General features: G+C 70.9%; 15 protein-coding genes. 7 read left to right on the forward strand and 8 right to left on the reverse strand.

What is annotated here, in order from left to right:
* The first annotated feature begins 191 nt into the window (after positions 1-191).
* The 5 genes from ACFY04_RS32920 to ACFY04_RS32940 all read left to right on the forward strand — a co-directional run bounded on the left by ACFY04_RS32920 (position 192) and on the right by ACFY04_RS32940 (position 9611).
* Positions 192-6650 (forward strand): RHS repeat-associated core domain-containing protein, encoded by a 6459-nt coding sequence (locus ACFY04_RS32920; RefSeq protein ID WP_389122458.1) that lies wholly within the window; start codon positions 192-194, stop codon positions 6648-6650.
* 12 nt (positions 6651-6662) lie between these two features.
* Entirely contained in the window at positions 6663-6926 is a 264-nt protein-coding gene (locus ACFY04_RS32925; protein ID WP_389122460.1) for a hypothetical protein, read from the forward strand.
* Positions 6927-7126: 200 nt separating this feature from the next.
* The gene (locus ACFY04_RS32930; protein WP_389122462.1) at positions 7127-7390 is read left to right on the forward strand and encodes a hypothetical protein; all 264 of its coding nucleotides are present in this window, start codon (positions 7127-7129) and stop codon (positions 7388-7390) included.
* Positions 7391-7542: 152 nt separating this feature from the next.
* On the forward strand, positions 7543-8451 hold the full coding sequence (locus ACFY04_RS32935; protein WP_389122465.1) for a helix-turn-helix domain-containing protein: 909 nt from the start codon (positions 7543-7545) through the stop codon (positions 8449-8451).
* Between the two features lie 167 nt (positions 8452-8618).
* Positions 8619-9611 (forward strand): SMP-30/gluconolactonase/LRE family protein, encoded by a 993-nt coding sequence (locus ACFY04_RS32940; RefSeq protein WP_389122467.1) that lies wholly within the window; start codon positions 8619-8621, stop codon positions 9609-9611.
* Between the two features lie 116 nt (positions 9612-9727).
* Here ACFY04_RS32940 and ACFY04_RS32945 read toward each other — a convergent pair whose 3' ends face one another.
* The 7 genes from ACFY04_RS32945 to ACFY04_RS32975 all read right to left on the reverse strand — a co-directional run bounded on the left by ACFY04_RS32945 (position 9728) and on the right by ACFY04_RS32975 (position 16453).
* On the reverse strand, positions 9728-10600 hold the full coding sequence (locus ACFY04_RS32945) for an alpha/beta hydrolase (RefSeq protein WP_389122469.1): 873 nt from the start codon (positions 10598-10600) through the stop codon (positions 9728-9730).
* 27 nt (positions 10601-10627) lie between these two features.
* On the reverse strand, positions 10628-11473 hold the full coding sequence (locus ACFY04_RS32950; protein ID WP_389122471.1) for an alpha/beta fold hydrolase: 846 nt from the start codon (positions 11471-11473) through the stop codon (positions 10628-10630).
* Positions 11474-11523: 50 nt separating this feature from the next.
* Positions 11524-12042, reverse strand: coding sequence for a DoxX family protein (locus ACFY04_RS32955; RefSeq protein ID WP_389122474.1), 519 nt, complete (start codon positions 12040-12042; stop codon positions 11524-11526).
* A 15-nt stretch (positions 12043-12057) separates the two neighbouring features.
* Entirely contained in the window at positions 12058-12732 is a 675-nt protein-coding gene (locus tag ACFY04_RS32960) for a hydrolase (RefSeq protein WP_389122477.1), read from the reverse strand.
* Positions 12733-12797: 65 nt separating this feature from the next.
* Positions 12798-14696, reverse strand: a complete 1899-nt coding sequence (locus ACFY04_RS32965) for an amidohydrolase (RefSeq protein ID WP_389122502.1) — start codon at positions 14694-14696, stop codon at positions 12798-12800.
* 67 nt (positions 14697-14763) lie between these two features.
* Positions 14764-15492: an acetate uptake transporter family protein gene (locus ACFY04_RS32970; RefSeq protein WP_389122479.1), complete on the reverse strand. Its 729-nt coding sequence runs from the start codon at positions 15490-15492 to the stop codon at positions 14764-14766.
* Complete coding sequence (locus ACFY04_RS32975) at positions 15485-16453, reverse strand: alpha/beta hydrolase (RefSeq protein WP_389122481.1); 969 nt, start codon at positions 16451-16453, stop codon at positions 15485-15487. Before ACFY04_RS32975 ends, ACFY04_RS32970 begins: the two co-directional genes overlap by 8 nt.
* Positions 16454-16701: 248 nt before the next feature.
* Here ACFY04_RS32975 and ACFY04_RS32980 point away from each other — a divergent pair, with 248 nt between their 5' ends.
* Complete coding sequence (locus ACFY04_RS32980; protein WP_389122483.1) at positions 16702-17691, forward strand: helix-turn-helix domain-containing protein; 990 nt, start codon at positions 16702-16704, stop codon at positions 17689-17691.
* Between the two features lie 15 nt (positions 17692-17706).
* On the opposite strand, the gene ACFY04_RS32985 is transcribed toward ACFY04_RS32980, so the two are convergent.
* The gene (locus ACFY04_RS32985; RefSeq protein ID WP_389122486.1) at positions 17707-18672 is read right to left on the reverse strand and encodes a helix-turn-helix domain-containing protein; all 966 of its coding nucleotides are present in this window, start codon (positions 18670-18672) and stop codon (positions 17707-17709) included.
* Positions 18673-19058: 386 nt separating this feature from the next.
* Between ACFY04_RS32985 and ACFY04_RS32990 the strand changes: the two genes are divergently transcribed.
* A complete protein-coding gene (locus ACFY04_RS32990) occupies positions 19059-19640 on the forward strand; it encodes a DUF3159 domain-containing protein (protein ID WP_389122487.1) in 582 nt (193 codons plus the stop codon).
* The last annotated feature ends 89 nt before the right edge of the window (positions 19641-19729 follow it).

Here is a 19729-nt window from a genome sequence, read left to right on the forward strand (position 1 = left end):
ATTGACCGAAAGTGGAGCTGATCACTTTCGGTCAGCCCTGGTCACTCCTTGGCATAAAATTCGCGCGCCAAGATCTGAATGTAGGCAAGCCGCAGAACATAGGGGGGCGTGCCGTGAAGGCACCGTCTGAAGTGCGCGCGTGGGGGAGACGCTCCGCCATCGCGCGCCGAACCACAGTCGGCGTAGGCGTCGTGCTCGCACTGATCCTGGGCTCGGGCCCGGCTCAGGCAGCGGACTGGAAGCCGCGGGACACCAGGCGCTGGTCGCCGCAGAAGCTCACGAAGACCGAATCGGTCACGGGGAAGGACGCCGCAAGGCCGGCCACCTTCTTAGCATCCAAGGAGCGGGGGGACGGGAGCGGGACCTGGCAGCCGCGCGACGTGGTCTGGCCCGAGGCCGGCCACGCCGAAGTGGACCTCAACGCGGCACCGTCCGCGCCGCCGCTCGGCGCGCGCTTCCTGTCCGGCGCCCGTTCCGCCGTGCCGGCCGCGCCGTCCGCAGAGCCCGGCCGGGTCGGTGCCGCGCCCGTCTGGGTCGAGGCCGCCGGCAGTACGCGCTCCGGCAAGGGCGGTCCGCGTACTGGCAAGGCCGCGGTCACCCTGACCGACAAGAAGACCGCAGAGAAGGCCGGCGTCCAGGGTCTGCTGGTGGCCGTCCAGCCCGCCGAGGGCACCGAGCAGGGCGCGCCGGTCAAGGTCTCCGTCGACGTCTCCCACATCGCGGGCGCCTTCGGCGGCGACTGGCTGAGCCGGGCCCGACTCGTGGCCCTGCCCGAGTGCGCGCTGACCACGCCCGAACGCCCGGAGTGCCGTACGCAGACGCCGGTGCCGACAGCGAAGGCGGGTGACCGGCCCGGACTGCTGAGCACCGAGGTGACGCTGAAGGCCGATGGGCCGGCGGCAGGTGCGCTGCGGCTCAACAGCGCGTCGGGCGGGACCAGCGTGCTGGCCGCCTCGGCGGGGCCCGGCGGCAGCGCCGGCACCTACGGTGCGACGTCGCTGGCCCCTTCGGGTACATGGAGCCATGCCGGCAACACCGGCGGGTTCTCCTGGTCCTACCCCGTCGACGTACCGGACGGCCTCGGTGGTGCCAAGCCGAGCATCGCGCTGTCCTACAACTCGCAGACGGTCGACGGTCGTACGGCCGCAACCAACAACCAGTCCTCATGGATCGGCGAGGGCTGGGACTACGCCGCCGGATTCGTCGAACGGACCTTCAAGCCGTGCTCCAAGGACGGCCAGAAGGACTCCGGCGAGCAGTGCCTGTCCGGGCACAACGCCACGATCTCCCTGAACGGCAAGTCCTCCACCCTGGTCCGCGACGACACGTCGGGCACCTGGAGGCTCGAAGGAGACGACGCCTCGAAGGTCGAGAGACTGACCGGGGCCACCAACGGGGACAACAACGGCGAGTACTGGAAGGTCACCACCACCGACGGTACCCAGTACTACTTCGGTGTCGGCCGCAAGCCCGGCAGTTCCACCGCCCCGGCCACCAACTCGGCCTGGACCACCCCCGTGTACGGCAACAACGCCGGCGAGGAGTGCAACAAGCCGACTTTCGCCGCGTCCTGGTGCCAGCAGGCCTACCGCTGGAACCTGGACTTCGTGGTCGACCCGCGCGGCGGGATGATCACCCACTGGTACGACACGGAGACCAACCACTACAAGCGCGGTTCTTCGGCGGAGACTCCCGAGGGCACGCTCACCTCGTATGTTCGGGGCGGCAACCTCTCGAAGATCACCTATGGCTCGAAGCTGACGGACGCGGACACGGTCAAGCCGACCGCCCAGGTCGTGTTCACCACGGCGGAGCGCTGTCTGCCGGACGCGGGCTTCGACTGCGCGCCGGCGAAGCTGACGAAGGCCAACGCGGCGAAGTGGCCGGACGTCCCGTTCGACCAGAACTGCGCCTCTTCGGGCACCTGTGAGAACTACTCCGCGACGTTCTGGACCACCAAGCGCCTCGCCAAGATCACCACGCAGGTGCTCAACGGGGCCGGTTCCGGCTACGACGACGTCGACTCGTACGCCTTCACCCACGAGTTCCCGAACCCGCAGGACCAGACCGCGCCCGCCCTGTGGCTCGCCTCGATCAAGCGCACCGGTCACGACGGCGCGACCACGCTCGACACCCCGGCGATCACCTTCACCGGCCGGCTGATGAACAACCGCGTCGACTCCAGCGGCGACAACAAGCCCGCCCTCAACCGGCGCCGCATCGTCTCCATCACCGCCGAGACCGGCCACGTCACGGACATCGGCTACGCCGACCCGGACTGCGCCCCGGGCGCGGGCCTGCCCTCCTCCCAGGACGGCAACACCACCCGCTGCTACCCCGTCTACTGGAACCCGGACCCCAAGAGCCCGAACGACCCGACGCTGGACTGGTTCCACAAGTACGTCGTCAACCGGGTCACCGAGCTGGACCCCTTCGGCGGCTCCCGTCCGCAGGAGGTCCGCTACGAGTACGTCGGCGGCGCCGCCTGGCACCGTGACGACGAGGAGACCACCGAGGACAAGCAGCGCACCTGGAACCAGTTCCGCGGCTACGAGCAGGTCGTCACCCGCTCAGGCACCGCTCCCGACGTGGTCTCCAGGTCCGCCTCCTTCTACCTGCGCGGCATGGACGGCGACACCAAGGCCGACGGCTCCAAGCGCACCGCGACGTTCACCGGCATCGCGGGCAACACGGTCAAGGACAGCAACCCCCTCGCGGGCACCGTCCGCGAAACCCAGACCTTCGCCTCCGACGGCGGCGAACTGGTAGCCGTATCCCAGTCCGAGCCCTGGCTCTCCCCCGTCACCGCCACCCACGGCCGAGGCACGAAGCTGCCCCCGCTGACGGCGCAGATGCTGCGTAGCGGCAGCGTCAGGAACAAGGCGCTGCGTGCCGACAAGAGCTGGCAGACCAGTTCTCAGACGGCGGCCTTCGACACGGCGTACGGTCTGCCGCTGAACGTGCTTGACCGGGCCGACGGCCTCGCGGACATCTGCACCACGACCTCCTACGCCCGGAACACGGCCGCCTGGATGGTCGACCGCGTCGCGGAGACCGTCCGCTTCCAGGGCGACTGCTCCGGCACGGCGTCGGAGTCCAACACCCTGGGCCGCAACCGCACCCTCTACGACGCCCAGCCCCACGGCACGCTGACCGGCCCCGGCCAGGTCACGAGCACGGAGGAACTGGACCGGTTCGAGGGCGGCCAGCCCAAGTACACGGTGAACTCCACGCTCACCTACGACGCCTACGGCCGTGTCACCAGCGCCACCGACGCCGTCGGTGCCAAGACCACCACCGCCTACGAGCCGGCCACCCTGGTCCCGCCGACGACCATCAAGGTCACCAACCCCAAGGGCTGGACCACCACCTCGACCTTCCACCCGCTCCGGGAAGTCCCGGTGAAGTCGGCCGACCAGAACGGCCGCACCAGCGAGCAGGCGATCGACGCCCTGGGCCGCATCACCGCGGTCTGGAAGCCGGGCCGCGCACGCAGCGATGCCGCGGACGTCGTGGTCGAGTACGACCTCACCAACACCGGCACCAGCTCCGTCACCACCAAGACGCTGCGCTCGGACGAGTCGTACGCGGTGGACATCGAGATCCTCGACGGGTTCGGCCAGACGATCCAGACCCAGGGCGTCACGGCCAACGGCGGAGTCGGTCGCGTCATCAGCGACACCTTCTACGACAGCCTCGGCCGACCGTTCAAGACGAACCACAAGTACTACAACAAGGCCCCTTCGGGCCCGGTCAAGACCCGCTTCATCGCGAACGACGACACGGTCCCGGCGCAGAGCACCACCAGCTACGACGGCCTCGGCCGCCCCGTGGCCGAGCTGTTCCTGTCGAAGGCCGTCGAGCAGTGGCGCGGCACCACCTCCTACCCCGGCGCGGACCGCACCGACTCCGTCCCGCCCAAGGGCGCCATAGCCACCAGCGTCCACAAGGACGCGCGCGGGCGCACCGTCGAGCAGCGCCAGTACAAGGGCGCGAAGACCGAGGGCGACTTCGACGCCACCCGCTACGGGTACGACATCGACGGCCAGATGACCCAGGTCACCGACGCCGCCGGCAACGTCTGGAAGTACGGCTACGACCTGCACGGCCGCCAGAACCGTGTCGAGGACCCGGACAAGGGCACCTCGACCACGGTGTACGACGCCGTCGACCGCCCGGTCTCCGCGACCGACGCCCGCGGCCTCACCACCTTCACCAGCTACGACATCCTGGGCCGCCCGACCTCCCGCAACCTGGGCGCGGTCGACGGCACCAAGCTGGCGACCTACGAGTACGACACCCTCGTGCCGGGCCTGCCCACCGCTTCCACCAGCTGGGTGGACGGCAAGCCGTGGCGCCGGGAGATCACCTCCTACGACGAGGCCACTCTGCCGGCCGGCACGAAGCTGACGGTCCCGGAGGGCGAGGGCGCACTCAGCGGGAGCTACTCCCAGTCGGCCTCGTACGACGCGATCACAGGGCACGTCGACCTGACGGTCGAACCGGCAGTCGGCGGCCTGCCCAAGGAAACCGTCCACACGGGCCGCAACGTCAACGGGCTGCCCGTTTCGCTGGGCAGTTCCACCACGACCTACGTCAACTTCACGGACTACGACGAGCTCGGCCAGGTCCAGCGGACCACCTTGGGCGCCGTTCCCAAGCAGGTGCTCCTCACGACCGACCACGATCCCGCCACGGGCCGTGTGCTGCGCACCGAGCTCGCCAAGCAGGACGTGCAGGGTCCGGTCGGCATCACGGACTACACCTACACCCCGGCCGGTGACGTCACCTCGGTGACGAACACGCAGGACGGCGCACGTGACACGCAGTGCCTCACGTACGACTACCTGCGCCGCCTGACCGAGGCGTGGACCGACACCGGCACCACCAGCACCCTCCCCGGCCCGTCCGTGCCCGGCGTCGGCGGCTGCAACAGCGCCGCCCCGCAGCCCGGCCAGATCGGGGGCCCGGCCCCCTACCGGCAGTCGTTCACGTACGACGTGACGGGCAACCGCACCTCGCTGACCGAACACGACCCGGCCGGAGACCCGGCCAAGACCACCACCACCCGGTACACCTACCCGGCCCCGGGTTCGCCCCGCCCGCACGCCGCCACGTCCACGACGAAGCAGACGGGCACCAATCCGGCCGTCACGGTGGGCTCCACCTACGACGAGACCGGCAATACGAAGACCCGCCCGGACGCCTCGGGCGGCACCCAGACGTTCACCTGGAGCCCGGAGGGCAACCTCGCCTCGGCGAAGACGGCCGCGGGTACCTCCACCTACGTCTACGACGCGAGCGGCAACCGCCTCCTGCGCAAGGACCCGGGCAAGACCACCCTCTACCTGGGTTCCACCGAGCTGACCCTCGACACCGCGGCCAACAAGGTCACGGGCACCCGGTACTACGGCGCGCCCGGCGGCGCGGGAGTGGTGCGCACGTCCGACGGCAAGCTGTCGTACACCGCCGCGGACCACCACAACACCGGTACGACGGCGATCAACGCATCGACCCTGCAGGTCCAGCGCCGTGCGACGAAGCCGTTCGGCGAGGAGCGCGGCGCGGCGCCGTCGGCCTGGCCGGGCGAACGCGGATTCGTCGGCGGATCCCAGGACAGGGTCACCGGGCTCACGCACCTGGGGGCCCGTGAGTACGACCCGCGGACCGGCACCTTCCTGTCCGTGGACCCGATCATCGATCCCGGTGATCCGCAGACCCTCCAGGGCTACCTGTACGCGAACAACAGCCCGCTGACCTTCTCGGACCCGGACGGTCTCTTCTGGGGCAAGATCACGAACGGCCTGAAGAAGGCCGGCAACGCGATCAAGAACAACTACAACAAGATCTCCGAGGTCGGCCACCTCGCGCTCGACGTGGTCGGCATGATCCCGGTCATCGGAGAGGTCGCGGACCTGGCCAACGGTGCCTGGTACGCGGCCGAGGGCGACTGGAAGAACGCAGCCCTCTCGATGGCGTCGATGATCCCGGTCGTCGGCTCGGCCGTGGCGGGCACCCGCATCGCGGCCAAGGTGGTCAAGTACGCGAGCAAGGCGACCAGCCGTGTCTCCAAGGCCTCGCCCGTGCGCAAGCTCGCCGGCGTGGGGAGCCGCTCCGGCCCCGCCCCGGGCCTGACGAAGGCGGGCGGAGCGCGGACCAGCAACTTCGCCGCGGCGAGGCCGGGACCGAGCCCGGGCATGTTCAAGAACACGAGGCCGAACCCGGGTCTGAAGACGGCACACCGGGGCCCCACCACTCCGCCCAACGGACCGGGTGCGCCGGTACGCCTGTCCAGGGCCCCCGAGAAGGGGAACCGGGCTTCCGAGTCCACCGGGCTTAAGGCCGAGAACCACGCACACAACACGGGAACGGGCAAGTCGGAGACCAACCAGGCCTACCTGGGCGATTCCGAGAGCGTGGCACGGCAGTACGCTGGATCGGGGACGTACGAGGACGGCTACCACATCTTCACGATGAAGGACGGGTTCCTCGACCGCTTCAATCCGGAGAAATACCGCGGTTTCCACGACAAGGACGGTGGCCAGCAGTGGCTCATCCCGACGAAAGAGTTCGATGAGTTCAACAGTTTCATCGACCACAGTAAGACGGTATGGGTTCGGTGGAAGAAGGGTGTGGACTTCGATGAATAGGGAGTTTCACCGGTGAGCGAGGATCCGACCGAACCGTACGGCCGGCTGGAGTTCCTCCAGCCCGTGCGCTGCGTGGTCACGGGCCATCGGGACCGGTTCGGGGTGGAGGTGGAAATGCTCTCCCCGCAGCCGGGGAGGGCCGCGTTCATCGACTTCATCAATCTGACGGATGAACGAGAACACGTCACGCCCGACCGCTTCCCGCCCATCGGCACGGTCCTGGACGCCCTGTACCTGGACGTTCTGCCCGACGGTGAGGTGAGGCTCTCCCTGTGACCTGAGGGGAAAAGGCCGCCATCGCGCAAGCGGTGGCGGCCTTTCGCATGCCCGTCCAACGCCGGGTAATCTGCAGTTTGCCGACTTCCTTGACGGCGTGCAGGAGCTTGCGAACCGTCTTCGTCTGCTGTCGGAACGGCAGTTGTACCGTTCTGACGAGGGGAAGGGGACTGGGCTGCAGTGAGCAGGGAGGATCACTCGTGAGCGAGGATCCGACCGAACCGTACGGCCGGCTGGAGTTCCTCCAGCCCGTGCGCTGCGTGGTCACGGGCCATCGGGACAGGTTCGGGGTGGAGGTGGAAATGCTCTCCCCGCAGCCGGGGAGGGCCGCGTTCATCGACTTCATCAATCTGACGGATGAACGCGAACACGTCACGCCCGACCGCTTCCCGCCCATCGGCACGGTCCTGGATGCCCTGTTCCTGGCCGTCCATCCCAACGGTGAGGTGAGGCTCTCCCTGTGACCTGAGCAAAAGGCCGCGCGTGTGCCGAGCACGCGTCGAGGCGCAGGAGTTGCCAGGACTGCTCCACCGGTCCCGCCGGCGAGACGGACCCGCTGGTGGCTATCCACGCCAGGGTCAGGCTGTGCGGTCGGGCCCGGCCCATACTCGGATCCATGAACGCAAAAGTGCGGCTCGGGGAGTTCTTGCAGACGCGGCGCTCCCAGCTGCAACCGGAGGATCTCGGGATACCCGGCTACGGGGAGCGGCGCCGCGTGCCGGGTCTTCGACGCGAGGAGCTGGCCTCGCTCGCGGGTGTCAGCGTCTCCTATTACACCCGGCTGGAACAGGGGCAGTCCCTGAACGCCTCACCACAGGTGCTGGACGCGATCGCCCGCGCCCTGCGGCTGGAGGAGGCCGAGCGCCTGCACCTGCACAACCTGGCCCGGTCGTCGGCCACGGGCTCAGGCCGAGGCCGCCGGCCCGCCCAGGAGCGGGTGACCGAGGCGACCGGCCAGCTGCTGGAGGCGCTGGTCCACGTCCCGGCGATCGTGAGCGGCCGCCGCAGTGACGTCCTGGCATGGAACCGGCTGGGCCATGCGCTGTTCGCCGGACACCTGGACCCGGACGCCCCGGACCGGCCGGCGGAGCGGCCCAACATGGCCCGGATGGTGTTCCTCGACGCGCACACACGTGACCTGTACGCCGACTGGCCGGCCAAGGCCAGGGCCGTGGTGGGGAATCTGCGCCTGGTGGCGGGCCGGCACCCGGACGACACCGCGCTCCACGCGCTGGTGGGTGAACTGAGCTCGAAGAGCCCGGACTTCGCCTCCATGTGGGCCGACCACCGCGTCACGGCGTGCGCCGTCGCGACCTACGAGATGCGGCATCCGCTCGTCGGCCCGCTGACCGTCACCCAACAGACCCTGAGTCAGGGCCCGGGCCAGGAGCAGGGCCAGGGGCAGAACATCGTGGTCGCGACCACCGGGGCCGACTCGCCCGCGCGCACGACGCTGGCCCTGCTCGCCCAGGTCAGCCCGCAGCACGACCCGGCGCGACCGGGAATCCGGTCCGGCTCCGGCTGACCCGGCACACACCACCGAACACCGGGCGGACATCCGAGAGCGCCCGTCCATCCCTCCACCCACCCGGGTACGGGCGGCCACCGGCCGCCGCCCGAAGCAGCCCGGCGCACGAGGCCTCCGGCCGGAGCCACCCCCACCCACCCCGCGCGTCGGCGTACCGCTGCCGCATGGCCGAAAACAGTGAAGGAACCATGTTCAAGAACACGTTGTCCAAGACCGCCGCGGCAGCCGTCGTACTGACCGCATCAGCGGTCGTCGCGGCCACCCCCGGCGTCGCGTCGGCCGTCTCCGCCCCGCTGAGCTGCGCGCGCATCGCCGCGCACTTCGACCTGACCCGGCACCAGACGCCCGAGAACATCGCGCTGGCTCCCGACGGCAGCGCGTACGTCACCTTCGCCGCCGCCCGCCAGATCGCCCGCATCACCCCCGGGGGATCCACCCGGATCCTGGCCACCCTGCCCGCACCCGCCGACGGCGGCATCCACACCCCGGTCCTGGGCTTCGCGCTGACCACCGGCATCGTCCGCGCACACGACGGCACCCTGTACTTCCTGTACGCCACCGGCACAGCCGACCTGACCGGACTGTGGCGCCTGCGCCCCGGCGGCGCACCGCAGCGCATCGCGGAGCTGCCCGCGGCCGGCCTGCCCAACGGCCTGGCCCTGGACCCGCGTACCCAGACCCTCTACCTCACCGACTCCGTCCTCGGCACCATTTCGAGCGTGCCCACGACCGGTGGCACTCCCCGTACCTGGTCCACCGCCCCCGAACTGGCCTCCACCGGATTCCTCGGCGCCAACGGGCTGAAGATCCGGGGCGGAGCGCTGTGGGTCACCAACCTCGACCGGGGCACCGTCCTGCGCATACCCGTCCTGCGGGACGGTCGCGCCGGCCCGGTCCAGACCCGGGCCACCGGCCTGGCCGGGATCGACGACTTCGCCTTCACCGGCCACGGCGACCAGATCCTGGCCGCCCTCAACGGTCCCGGCGAGGTCGCCCTCGTCCAGCCCGACGGCACCCACTCCACCGTCCTGACCGCTGCCGACGGCCTGCAGAACCCCACCTCCATCGCCCTGCGCGGCGGCACCGCCTACGTCCTGAGCGCCGCGTACGTCACGGCGAAGGACCCCAACCTCCTCCTGGCCCACCTGAACAATTAGCCCCCATGCCGTGAGGGCCCATCAGGATTCATGTCACTCCCTTCCCTCCCGCCGCCGGGGCCCAGCGGGGCACCGTGTGTCCGGGCTGGAGGAGGCCGGTCCTGGGCCGCGCCGAGCTAGGAGGCCGGGTCGACGAAGCGGCGGACGAAGGTGAGAGAGGTGTCGGCGACCTCGCGCCAGCCGTGGTCGATGGTCAGGGAGTGGCCGCGGCCGGGAAGCTCGGTGATCTCCGTGACCGCGTGCGCGTTGTGGGCCTGCTTCTTGTAGGAGGCGTTGGCTATGGCCCAGGGGACGGTGTGGTCCTTCTCCCCTGAGACGATCAGCAGCGGTCCCCGGTCGGTGGAGGTGGTGTCGACCTTGGCCTCTGTCCACGGGTTGAAGTTCGCGGCAGCTGCCTGGAAGAGGGGCTCTCCCGGGGCGGGGACGGCGAAGGTGTCGTAGAGCTCGCGGGCTTCCTCCTCGCCGACCGCGTTGGCGAAGGAGTAGCGGAACTGCTCGTACGTCAGAGGGACGGCCCGGTGGTAGTTGGCCGGGTTGCCGAGGACCGCGCTCGCGGCCCGCAGCGAGGACAGTGGCAGCGGCAGCACGCCGCGGAAGGGCGCCGGATCGATGGCGACGGATGCTCGGGAGAGGCCGCGCCCGGCGGTGATCTGGGTGATCAGGCCGCCGAAGGAGTGACCGATGACCACAGGCTTGCGGTCGAGTTCGCGGATGAGGCCGCAGAAGTGGTCGGCGACCTGTCCGACGCTCTTGCCGGCGAAAGCCTCGGGGTGGGCGTTGGCCTCCTCGACGGTCTCCGGGTCGTCGGGCCAGCCGGGGGTGACGGGCGCGAAGCCGGCCTCCTCGAAGACCGCGGCCCAACGGTCCCAGCTGGTGGGCAGCAGCCACAGGCCGTGGATGAAGACGACGGGGATGCGGCCGGTGGCGTTGGCCGCCTCGACCCGGGCGTGGTCACGTGCGCAGGACGGGGTGGTTTCGGGAGATGACAAGGGTGGCTCCTCAGAGGTGGCGGGACATCAGGCGGTGACGGTGCGGGCAGCCGACCGGATCAGCGCGACCACGGCATCGGGCCTGCTGTACATCGGCAGATGGGAGGACGGCACCTCGACCGTCCGCGACCGAGCCCGGGAGGCCTGGAACCGCTGGAGCTCCGGGACGATGCCCCGGTCCCGGCTGGAGATCAGGGTCCACGACGGCACGGTGTGCCACGCCGCGCTGCTCACCCGGTCGGTGAACGCCGACCCGCTGAGCGGGCGCTGGCCCGCGGCCAGCACCTGTGTCATGGGACGCGGAACGTCCTGGGCGAAGACCTCGCGGTAGCGGTCGGGCCGGATGGAGAGGTCGACGCCGGGGGTGCCATCGGGGCCGGGTACGGGTACGGGGTCGAGGGAGGCTTCGAGCTGGGAGCCGGGGAACCGTGCGGCGAGCTCGCCGAGTACCTCTCCGGCGTCGGGGATGAACGCGGAGACGTAGACCAGGGCTTTGACGTGGGGTGCGGTGGCGGCGGCCTGGGTGATGACCGCGCCGCCGTAGGAGTGGCCGACCAGGACGACGGGGCCGGGGACGGCGGCGAGCCGGGCGGCCACGTGGGCGGAGTCGTGGGTGAGGCCGCGCAGCGGGTTGGCCACGGCCACCACCCGGTAGCCGTACTGCTGGAGCCGTTCGGTGACAGGGTTCCAGCTGGAGGCGTCGGCGAAGGCGCCGTGGACCAGGATCACGGTCGGCTTCCCGGTCTGTCCCGGCTCAGTGCCGGGTCCGGCGGCGGCCGCCCAGGACGGAGGCGCCGCGGCAACGGTCAGTGCTGCCGCGACGCCGGCGGCGGACTGCAGGGTGTGGCGTCGGCTCAGTGGACGGCCGGTCATGGTCGGGGTCCTTCCAGGTACGGGATGGGGCGGAGTGTCGGGCCGTGCGGTCAGGGGGACCTCGGCGGAGCCGGGGGCGCGGGCGCGGCCGGGTCGTGCAGCAGGGCGCGTACGGCAAGGCCGGCCGCCGACCCGGCGGCCAGCGCGGCCGCGGCCGACCAGCCGGGCCAGTGGGGCAGGCCGAGTGCGTGGTCGACGGAGAGGCGGCCGGGACCGGTGAGGGCGAGCGTGGCGGCGATGCCGATGAGGACGAGGGGGTACTCGTAGCCGTCGCGCTGCACCCACAGGCCGTGGGGCCACTTGACGGTGAGCGCGACGGTCATCACGCCGATCGCCCCGGCGGCGCCGAGCGGAGTGAGGGCTCCGGCGGCCAGCAGCAGGCCGGAGCCGATCTGCCCGGCCCCCGCGGCGAGGGCGGTGAGCGCCCCGCCGCGAAAGCCGTCGCGCCGGAACTCCTCGGTCCCGCCCGCCAGTCCGCTGCCGCCGAGCCGGAAGCTGACCTTCTGCACGCCGTGCGCGGCGATCAGCAGGCCCGCCAGGAGGCGGAGGAGGAGCAGTCCGGTGTCCATGGTCGAGAGGTCCGGTCAGCCGGCCGCGTGCGGGTCGATCATGGAGTGGGCGTAGACGACGCCCAGGCCGTACGCACCTCCGTGTTCCTTCACCACGTCGGTGGTGGCGGCGTACGTCTCGGTGCGCGCCCAGTCGCGCTGGAGCTCCAGGAGCACCTGCAGCCAGGTGACGGGCACGGCGCCGGCGGCGGTCATCCGCTGCAGCGCGTGCTCGTGGGCGGCCGGGGTGACGCCGGCGGAGGCGTCGGCGACGACGTAGACCTCGTACCCCTGGTTGAGGGCGGAGAGGGCGGGCAGGACGAGGCAGACCTCGGTCCACAGGCCGCAGAGCACTATCTTGTGGCGGCCGGTGGCCTTGACCGCCTCGACCAGGGCCTCGTCCTCCCAGGCGTTCATGGAGGTCCGGTCGATGACCTCGTGCTTGGGGAACACCTCGCGCAGCTGCGGCAGGATCGGTCCGGAGAAGGACTCGGCGGCCACGGTGGACAGCACCACGGGGACGTCGAAGACACGGGCGGCCTTGGCCAGGCCCACGGTGGCGTTGATGACGGCGACGCGGTCCGTACTGGCGGCGCCGAAGAACATCTGCGGCTGGTGGTCGACGAACAGCATCATCGCGTTGTCGGGGGTGAGCAGATCGCGGCTGGGTGCGGCGGTGACGGCGTCGAGGTCGAAGTTGAAGTCGGACATGAGGAGTTCCTCTCGAAGATAAACGCTGTGGGATGGGAAAGATGGGGAGCGGGCAGGCGGGCGGGTCAGAGGACGAAGCACGGATCGAAGTCGGCGGGCGGCTCCTCGGGGGCGAAGCCGCGCGCGGCTCTCCACCGGCGGTGCTGCTCGGAGGCGGCGACCGCTTCCGCCAGCAGATCGGCCTGGCGGGCGCCGGCCACCGAGGGCGGGGGCGTGGCCTGGTAGCCGCCGAAGTGCGCGACCGGGCTCCACCCGGGGCTGACCGGCGGGAGGGCCTCGTCCAGGCCCTCGTACTCGCCGGCGGCGTACACGATCCGGCCGCCGGCCACGGTCAGCAGGGACTCGATGTGCGGGATGTCATCGGCCGCCACGGCGAAGTAGTCGTGGGACAGGACGGCGAAATCCGCGAACCGGCCTTCGCCGAGGACGCCCTTGTGCTCCTCCTCACCGGTGAGCCGCGCCCCGCCGAGGGTGTACAGCTCCAGGGCCTGCTCGCGGGAGACAAGCTGCCCGGCCGGCCGCAGGGCCGCGCCGCCGACGGTCCGGCCGGTGACCAGCCAGTGCAGGGCCACCCACGGGTTGTACGAGGAGACGCGCGTGGCGTCGGTGCCCGCTGCGACGGGCAGACCGTGGCGCAGCATGTCGGCGACGGGCGGGGCGAGCGCGGCGGCTTCGGCCCCGTAGCGCTGGGCGAAGGCTGTGCCCTGGAACGACATCCGGTTCTGCACGCTGATCCCGCCGCCCAGGGCCGCGATCCGCTCCAGGTTCCCGGCGGAGACGGTCTCGGCATGGTCGAACAGCCAGCGGTTTCCGGCCGGGAACAGGCCGTCCGCGGCCAGCTTCTCGAAGACGGCGAGGTCGCGGCCGATCGTCTCGTCGTACGTCGCGTGCAGCCGGAAGCCCCAGCCGTTCTCCATCAGAAGCCGGACCGCCTTCTCGAACTCGCCTTCGTAGGAGCCCAGTTCCGGGCGAGGCTCGGAGAAGTTCTCGAAGTCGGCGGCGGCCCAGGTCAGGTTCTCCCCGGCACCGTTCAGCCGCAGCCATGCGTCGCCGTCCCCCGGCCGGACCGTCTCGGTCCAGCGTGCGAGGTCCGCCAGCTCCTGGCCGGCGGTCTGCGGGAACAGGTGGTAGCCGATGCGTACGCTGAGCTCGCCCGCGCGGGCCAGCTCGGTGACGGTGGCGTAGTTCTCGGGGAAGCTCTGGAACCCGCCGGCCGCGTCCACGGCCGAGGTCAGGCCGAACCGGTTCAGCTCGCGCAGGAAGTGCCGGGTGGAGACCATCCTGTCGGCCTCGTCCAGCGCGGGGGCCTTCGCGAGGGTGGAGTAGAGGATCAGCGCGCTGGGGGCGGCCAGGAGCAGGCCGCCCGGCTCACCGTTCCGGTCCCGGACGATCTGCCCACCCCGGGGGTCGGGGGTGTCCCGGGTGAATCCCGCCGCGCGCACGGCCGCCCGGTTCAGGATGGCCGACTGGTAGAGGTGCAGGACGAACACCGGGGTGTCGGGCGCGGCCGCGGTGAGTTCGGCCGCGGTGGGCATCCGGCGCTCGGCGAACTGCTCGGCGGTCCAGCCGCCCACCACCCGGATCCACTGGCCCCGGGGAGTGCGCCCGGCCTGCTCGCGGAGCATGGCCAGGGCTTGCCGCAGGGAGGGCACGCCGTCCCAGCGCAGTTCCAGGACGTAGTTGAGGCCGCCCCGGATGACGTGCAGATGGGAGTCGTTCAGCCCCGGCACCACCCGCCGGCCGAGGGCGTCCACCACCCGGGTGGCCGGTCCCACCAGGCGGGCGACGTCGCCGTCGTCGCCCAGGGCCGTGATCCGGCCACCGCGCACGGCGATCGCCGTCGCGGCGGGCCGGGAGGGGTCCTGCGTGTGGATGCGTGCGTTGCGCAGGACGAGTTCGGCGGCCTGGCCGTCCCGGGGACGACCGGCCGGCCCGGGCGTGGCGGTGATGCCGCCGACGGGCATGCTGCTGCTCACGGTGCTCGCTCTCGAAGGGGAAGGGGAAGGGGCAGGAGGCCAGGGGACCGGGGGGTCAGAGGGTGCGGCGTACGCCGGCCTGCCGTTCGAGGTTGCGCAACTGGACGGCCAGATCGCCCTCGACGGCGTGATGCGCGGGGCCGCTGCGGCCGATGGGGAGAACCGGCTCGCCGCGCATGTCTTCCAGCATCAGGGCGAAGGCCGTGTACAGGGCGACGGCCGCCAGCACGAGCCCGAGGACCCCCGAGACGGTGCTCAGCCAGGCCGCGCCGGTGAGGTTGGCGAGTGCTGCCACGGCGAAGCGGGGGACGGCCGTGCACAGCACCAGCCACAGGGCCCGTTTGGGGGCCGCGACGGATGCCATCAGCACGGCGAAGAGGGCGAAGACGGCGTTGAGCACGCCCAGCACCCGGTTTCCGCCCGGCGCGTCCACGAACAGGGTCAGAGAGCTCACCAGCCACAGGCCCGAAAAGCAGGCCATGAGCGTTGCCGCCAGCACATCGCGCGCGCCGAACGCCAAATAGCTCACCAGCAGTTGCAGGACGAAGGCCGGCAGAATGGCCAGGCCGACGGCGCGATGCGTGCCCTCCTCGAAGATCCCGATCTGGAAGCAGCCGACGATCACCGAGGCGATGGCCACGGAGTAGAAGCCCAGCGGCATGGGCGAGGCGATGGGCCGCAGATTGATGCGCGTCATCCGGCGCAGGTCGGGCTCCCGGTACCTTCCCCCGCCGGCCGGGCCGTGCGCCGGCGCCGCGGCGGTCGCCGGTTCGGGTTCAGCCATCGGCCAGTGTCCGCTCCAGGACGCGGACGGCGAGCTCGATCGCGGACGCTGCCGCCTGGGTTCCGCGCAGTGCGTCCAACAGGACGAAGTCGTGGATGACGCCCTGGTAGCGCACTGCCGTGACGGGCACGCCCGCGGCACGCAGCCGGTTCGCGTACGCCTCGCCCTCGTCCCGCAGGACGTCCGCCTCTGCGGTGATCACCAGCGCCGGCGGCAGCCCGGTCAGCTGCTCTGTGGTGGCGCGCAGCGGGGAGGCGGTGATCTCCGCCCGCTGTGCCTCGTCCGTCGTGTACTGGTCCCAGAACCACTGCATGCCGTCGCGGCGCAGGAAGTACCCCTCCGCGAACCGGTGGTAGGAGCCGGTGTCGAAGGCGGCGTCGGTGACGGGGTAGAAGAGGACCTGCTGAAGCAGGGTGAGGCCGCCGCGTTCCTTGGCCATCAGGGCCAGTGCCGCGGCCATGTTGCCGCCGACGGAGTCCCCGGCGACGGCGATGCGGGTGCCGTCCAGGCCGTGGCCGGTGCCGTCGGTGACGACCCATCGGGCCACCGTCCAGTTCTGCTCGATGGCGACGGGGTAGCGGTGTTCGGGCGACAGCCCGTACTCGGGGAAGACCACGGCGGCCCGGGCGCCGACGGCCAGTTCCCGGACCAGGCGGTCGTGGGTGTGCGCGTTCCCGAACACCCATCCCGCTCCGTGGATGTAGAGGACGACGGGCAGGGCGCCGCTCACCCCGGCCGGCCGGACGATCCGGGCCCTGACCTCGCCGGTGGGGCCGCCCGGAACGGTCACCCACTCCTCGTCCACGTCGGGCTTGGCGATGTCGCCCGACTGCACCTCGTCGACGGCTTTGCGGCCCTCGGCCGGCGGGATCTGGAACAGGAACGGCGGTGTCCCGGTCGCTTCCGCGAAGTCGGCGGCGGCCGGCTCGAGTACGGGTGCGGCGGGGGTGTGGTCGGTCACGGACGGGACCTCTCGTCGGATCGAAGGGCGTATGCCCACGCCGTACCGGGCAGCGGCGCAGTCCGAAGCTAGACGGAGGGGAGGGCGTGCGGTCGCCTGTCCGCGCAGGGGAGTTGCCCTTCGGCGCAGGGCTCCGGCCGGAGGGCGCCGGAGAACAGGGATCGGCACGCACGGACAAGTGGGCGGGCACCCGCTCCCGGAAGGATGAACACCGCCGGATTCAGACAACCGTGATGGAGGGGTAGTTCGTGCTGCTGCTGGACCTGGAGGACTTCGCACCGCGCGACCGGGTGGACGCGTTCCACCACGCGATGACGGACACCTCCGTGCCGAACGACATCGTTCACGAAGAGCCCGAGTCGGGGATGCGTGCCCGGATCGAAGCATGGCGGGTCGGCGGGCTGGACCTCTTCGACGTACGGTGCTCGGGCTTCGAGGTCCGGCGGACGACCAGGCACGTGCGCGGGCACCGGGACCGTCCGGTGGTCTCGGTCTCACTCCAGACCAGGGGCGTCCACCGGGCCGAGCAGGCGGGCGGGCGGTTCACCCTGGGGCCGGAGGACATCTGTGTCTTCCACGAGCTCGCGCCGCGCACCTACGGCTGGTCCGGACACGGGGCCTCGCAGGCCATCACCATGGACATGGAATACCTCGGGGTGCCGGTCGACACCGTGCTACGGGCCTCCGTTCGGCTGCGGGCCAGTCCCTTGCACGACCTGCTCCTGGGCCACCTGCGGGCGCTCTGGCAGGATCCGGGCCGCCTGGAAGCGGATCCCGGAGCCGCCGCCCTCGCGAACGCCACCACCGAGCTCGTGCGGGCCCTCCTGACATCGGCGGCGCACGACGAGCGGGACCGGCAGGTCAGAGCGGCCATGGACAGTTCCCTGGTGGCCCGGATCACGGCGTACGCACGCCGCCACCTCACCGATCCCGACCTCGGACCGGAGCGCATCGCCGTGGAACACGCCATATCCAAGAGGCAGTTGTACGTGGTGCTCGGTCGCGCGGGCATCCGTCTGGAACAGTGGCTCATCGGCGAGCGACTGGAGGCGGCGTGCCGCCTGCTGGCTTCACCCCGCCATGCCGCACTGCCCGTATCCGCCGTGGCGGCCCGTTGCGGCTTCACCAGCCCCAGTCATTTCACCCGGCGCTTTCGTGAAGCCTACGGAGTCACCCCGAGCGAGTGGCGGCGCCACCGGCTCCGCCCCGCAGTCCCGGTGCCCCGCGAGGAGACCTGAGGGTATGGGGCCGGCTCACCGTGCCGCGGAGTGCAGGGCCCGCCACTCGCTCGGGGTGAGGCCGTAGGCATGTTTGAAGGTACGGCTGAAGTGGGCGGCGTTCGGGAAGCCCCAGCGCCAGGCGACGGCGGAGACCGGTCGGTGGCGTGCGGCAGGTGCCGCGAGCTCGTCACGGCAGCGTTCCAGGCGCTGTGTCCGGATCCAGTCGCCCAGGCAGATGCCCTTGCGCGACAGCGTGTTGTACAGGCAGCGGCGCGAGATGTGGTGATGAGCTGCGATGCGTTCCGGGGTCAGGTCGTGGTCGCCCAAGTGGGTGCGGGCGTAGTCCAGAATGCGCAGGTGCAGGGTGTCGTGCAGAGGTTCGGCGGCGCTGCGCCGGTCGCCGAGCCGGGACGTGACGAGGGCACGCAGCAGCTCGATGCCCGGCCGGCCCGCCGCGTCCATGCTGGGCACGGAGGAGGGGGCCGGGCGGGCCTGGTGACGGGCGATGCGCCGGAGGCAGGTGGCGGCGAGGTCGGCCAGCGGGTCCCGACGACTGAGACGGACTGCGGTGACACGGTTCAGCGTGGCGGCGGGAAGGGCGAGTTCAGCACGCGGGACGCGGAAGAAGTGCTGGTGGATACCGTCCCTGTTGATCAGGGTGTAGGGCCGGGTCGTGTCGTAGAGCGCCATGTCGCCGGGTTCCAGGAGAGCCTCCCGGCCGTCCTGGACGACCATGCTGCTACCGGTGACCTGCAGCCCGACGAACACGCTCGGTTCCAGGTCGTCGCGGGCGAGCGAGGGGGTGCGGCGGATGGTGGTGGCGTTGGCACGCACCGAGCAGACCTTCAGCGGTCCGACCGCGCTGATCGCACCCACCGTCCGGATCAGGCGGGGATCCGGCTGATGAGTGATCTCCACCCGTACCACGCTGTTCCAGATGGCCTCGCGGATCGCCTCGGCCCGCTCGGCGGGGGCCATGGCCGCGCTGTCGATCAACATCTGTCGGTTTCCCTCCGCCCCGGGCGCCGCTCAGCGGACCGGCCCGTAGGCGAAGTCAAACGGGTGACGGCACCCGTGACAAGCCGCGGTTCCGGGCATGACACCCGGAACACCCGGAACAGGCTCGCATTCATCTGTGCCTACCACGAGACATCCGCTCCGCCCAGCTCCATGACGTGCGCCGGCCGTCCGATCAACTGCGGTGAGAGGAACCGCTGGATGAGGACAAGGCGCGCCTGTCGCATCCGGACTGTCGCGCCTCGGTGGCGGCAGAGCCGAACCGCCTGTCACGCGATGTTAATTGTGCAACGATGCGCGCTGTGTCCCAAGACTCGAAGGGGTCACTGCCGTCGCGCCGCGCGGTCATGGCTCGAGACGCCTGCCTGATGGCGTTGATGAGCGCGCCCACACTCGTGTGGTATGGATTCTGGCGCTTCGCGGGGGTGTCACTCACCGTTGCGGCGGGCGTTGCGCTGGCGGTCGGCTGTGCGGCCACGCTGATCGCTGTACCTCTCGGACATGTGCGGAAACTGCTGTCCGCCCTGGGACTGCTGGCCGTGTCAGCCTCTGCCGCGGCGCTGACGGGCCGGGCTCAGGACTACTTCCTCCCCGGCATCGTGCTCGACGCGGTGTACGCGGTGGTGCTGTTCGGCAGCTTCCTCGTGGGGCGGCCCCTCATCGGCGTGATGCTGCGGATGGTCGCCAGGCGTTGGCAGTTCCGGGCTCCGGGTTCAACACGGTTGTACTCACTGCTCACCCTGCTGTGGGCGGCACGGTTTGCCGCGGAGGCCGCCGTGATGACCGTGCTGTACTTCCACGGGGATGCCGACCTCCTGCTCGCGGCACGCTTCGTACTGCGCGCGCCGTTGCAAATCGCCTGTGCCGTCGTGACGTTCGCCCTGCTCGCCCACGGAGCGGCCCGGCGGACCCGGACGGGAGGCAGCGCACCGGAAGGGGACACGCGCTAGCTTGACCTTTAACGTCCGAGGTCGAACGGTGCCTCGTACTTGATCACTCGGTTCGGTAACCGCCGTACGCGGAAACGGCCTTCGTCTGG

The sequence above is a fragment of the Streptomyces sp. NPDC001549 genome, assembly GCF_042894025.1.
Classification (GTDB): Bacteria; Actinomycetota; Actinomycetes; order Streptomycetales; family Streptomycetaceae; genus Streptomyces; species Streptomyces kutzneri.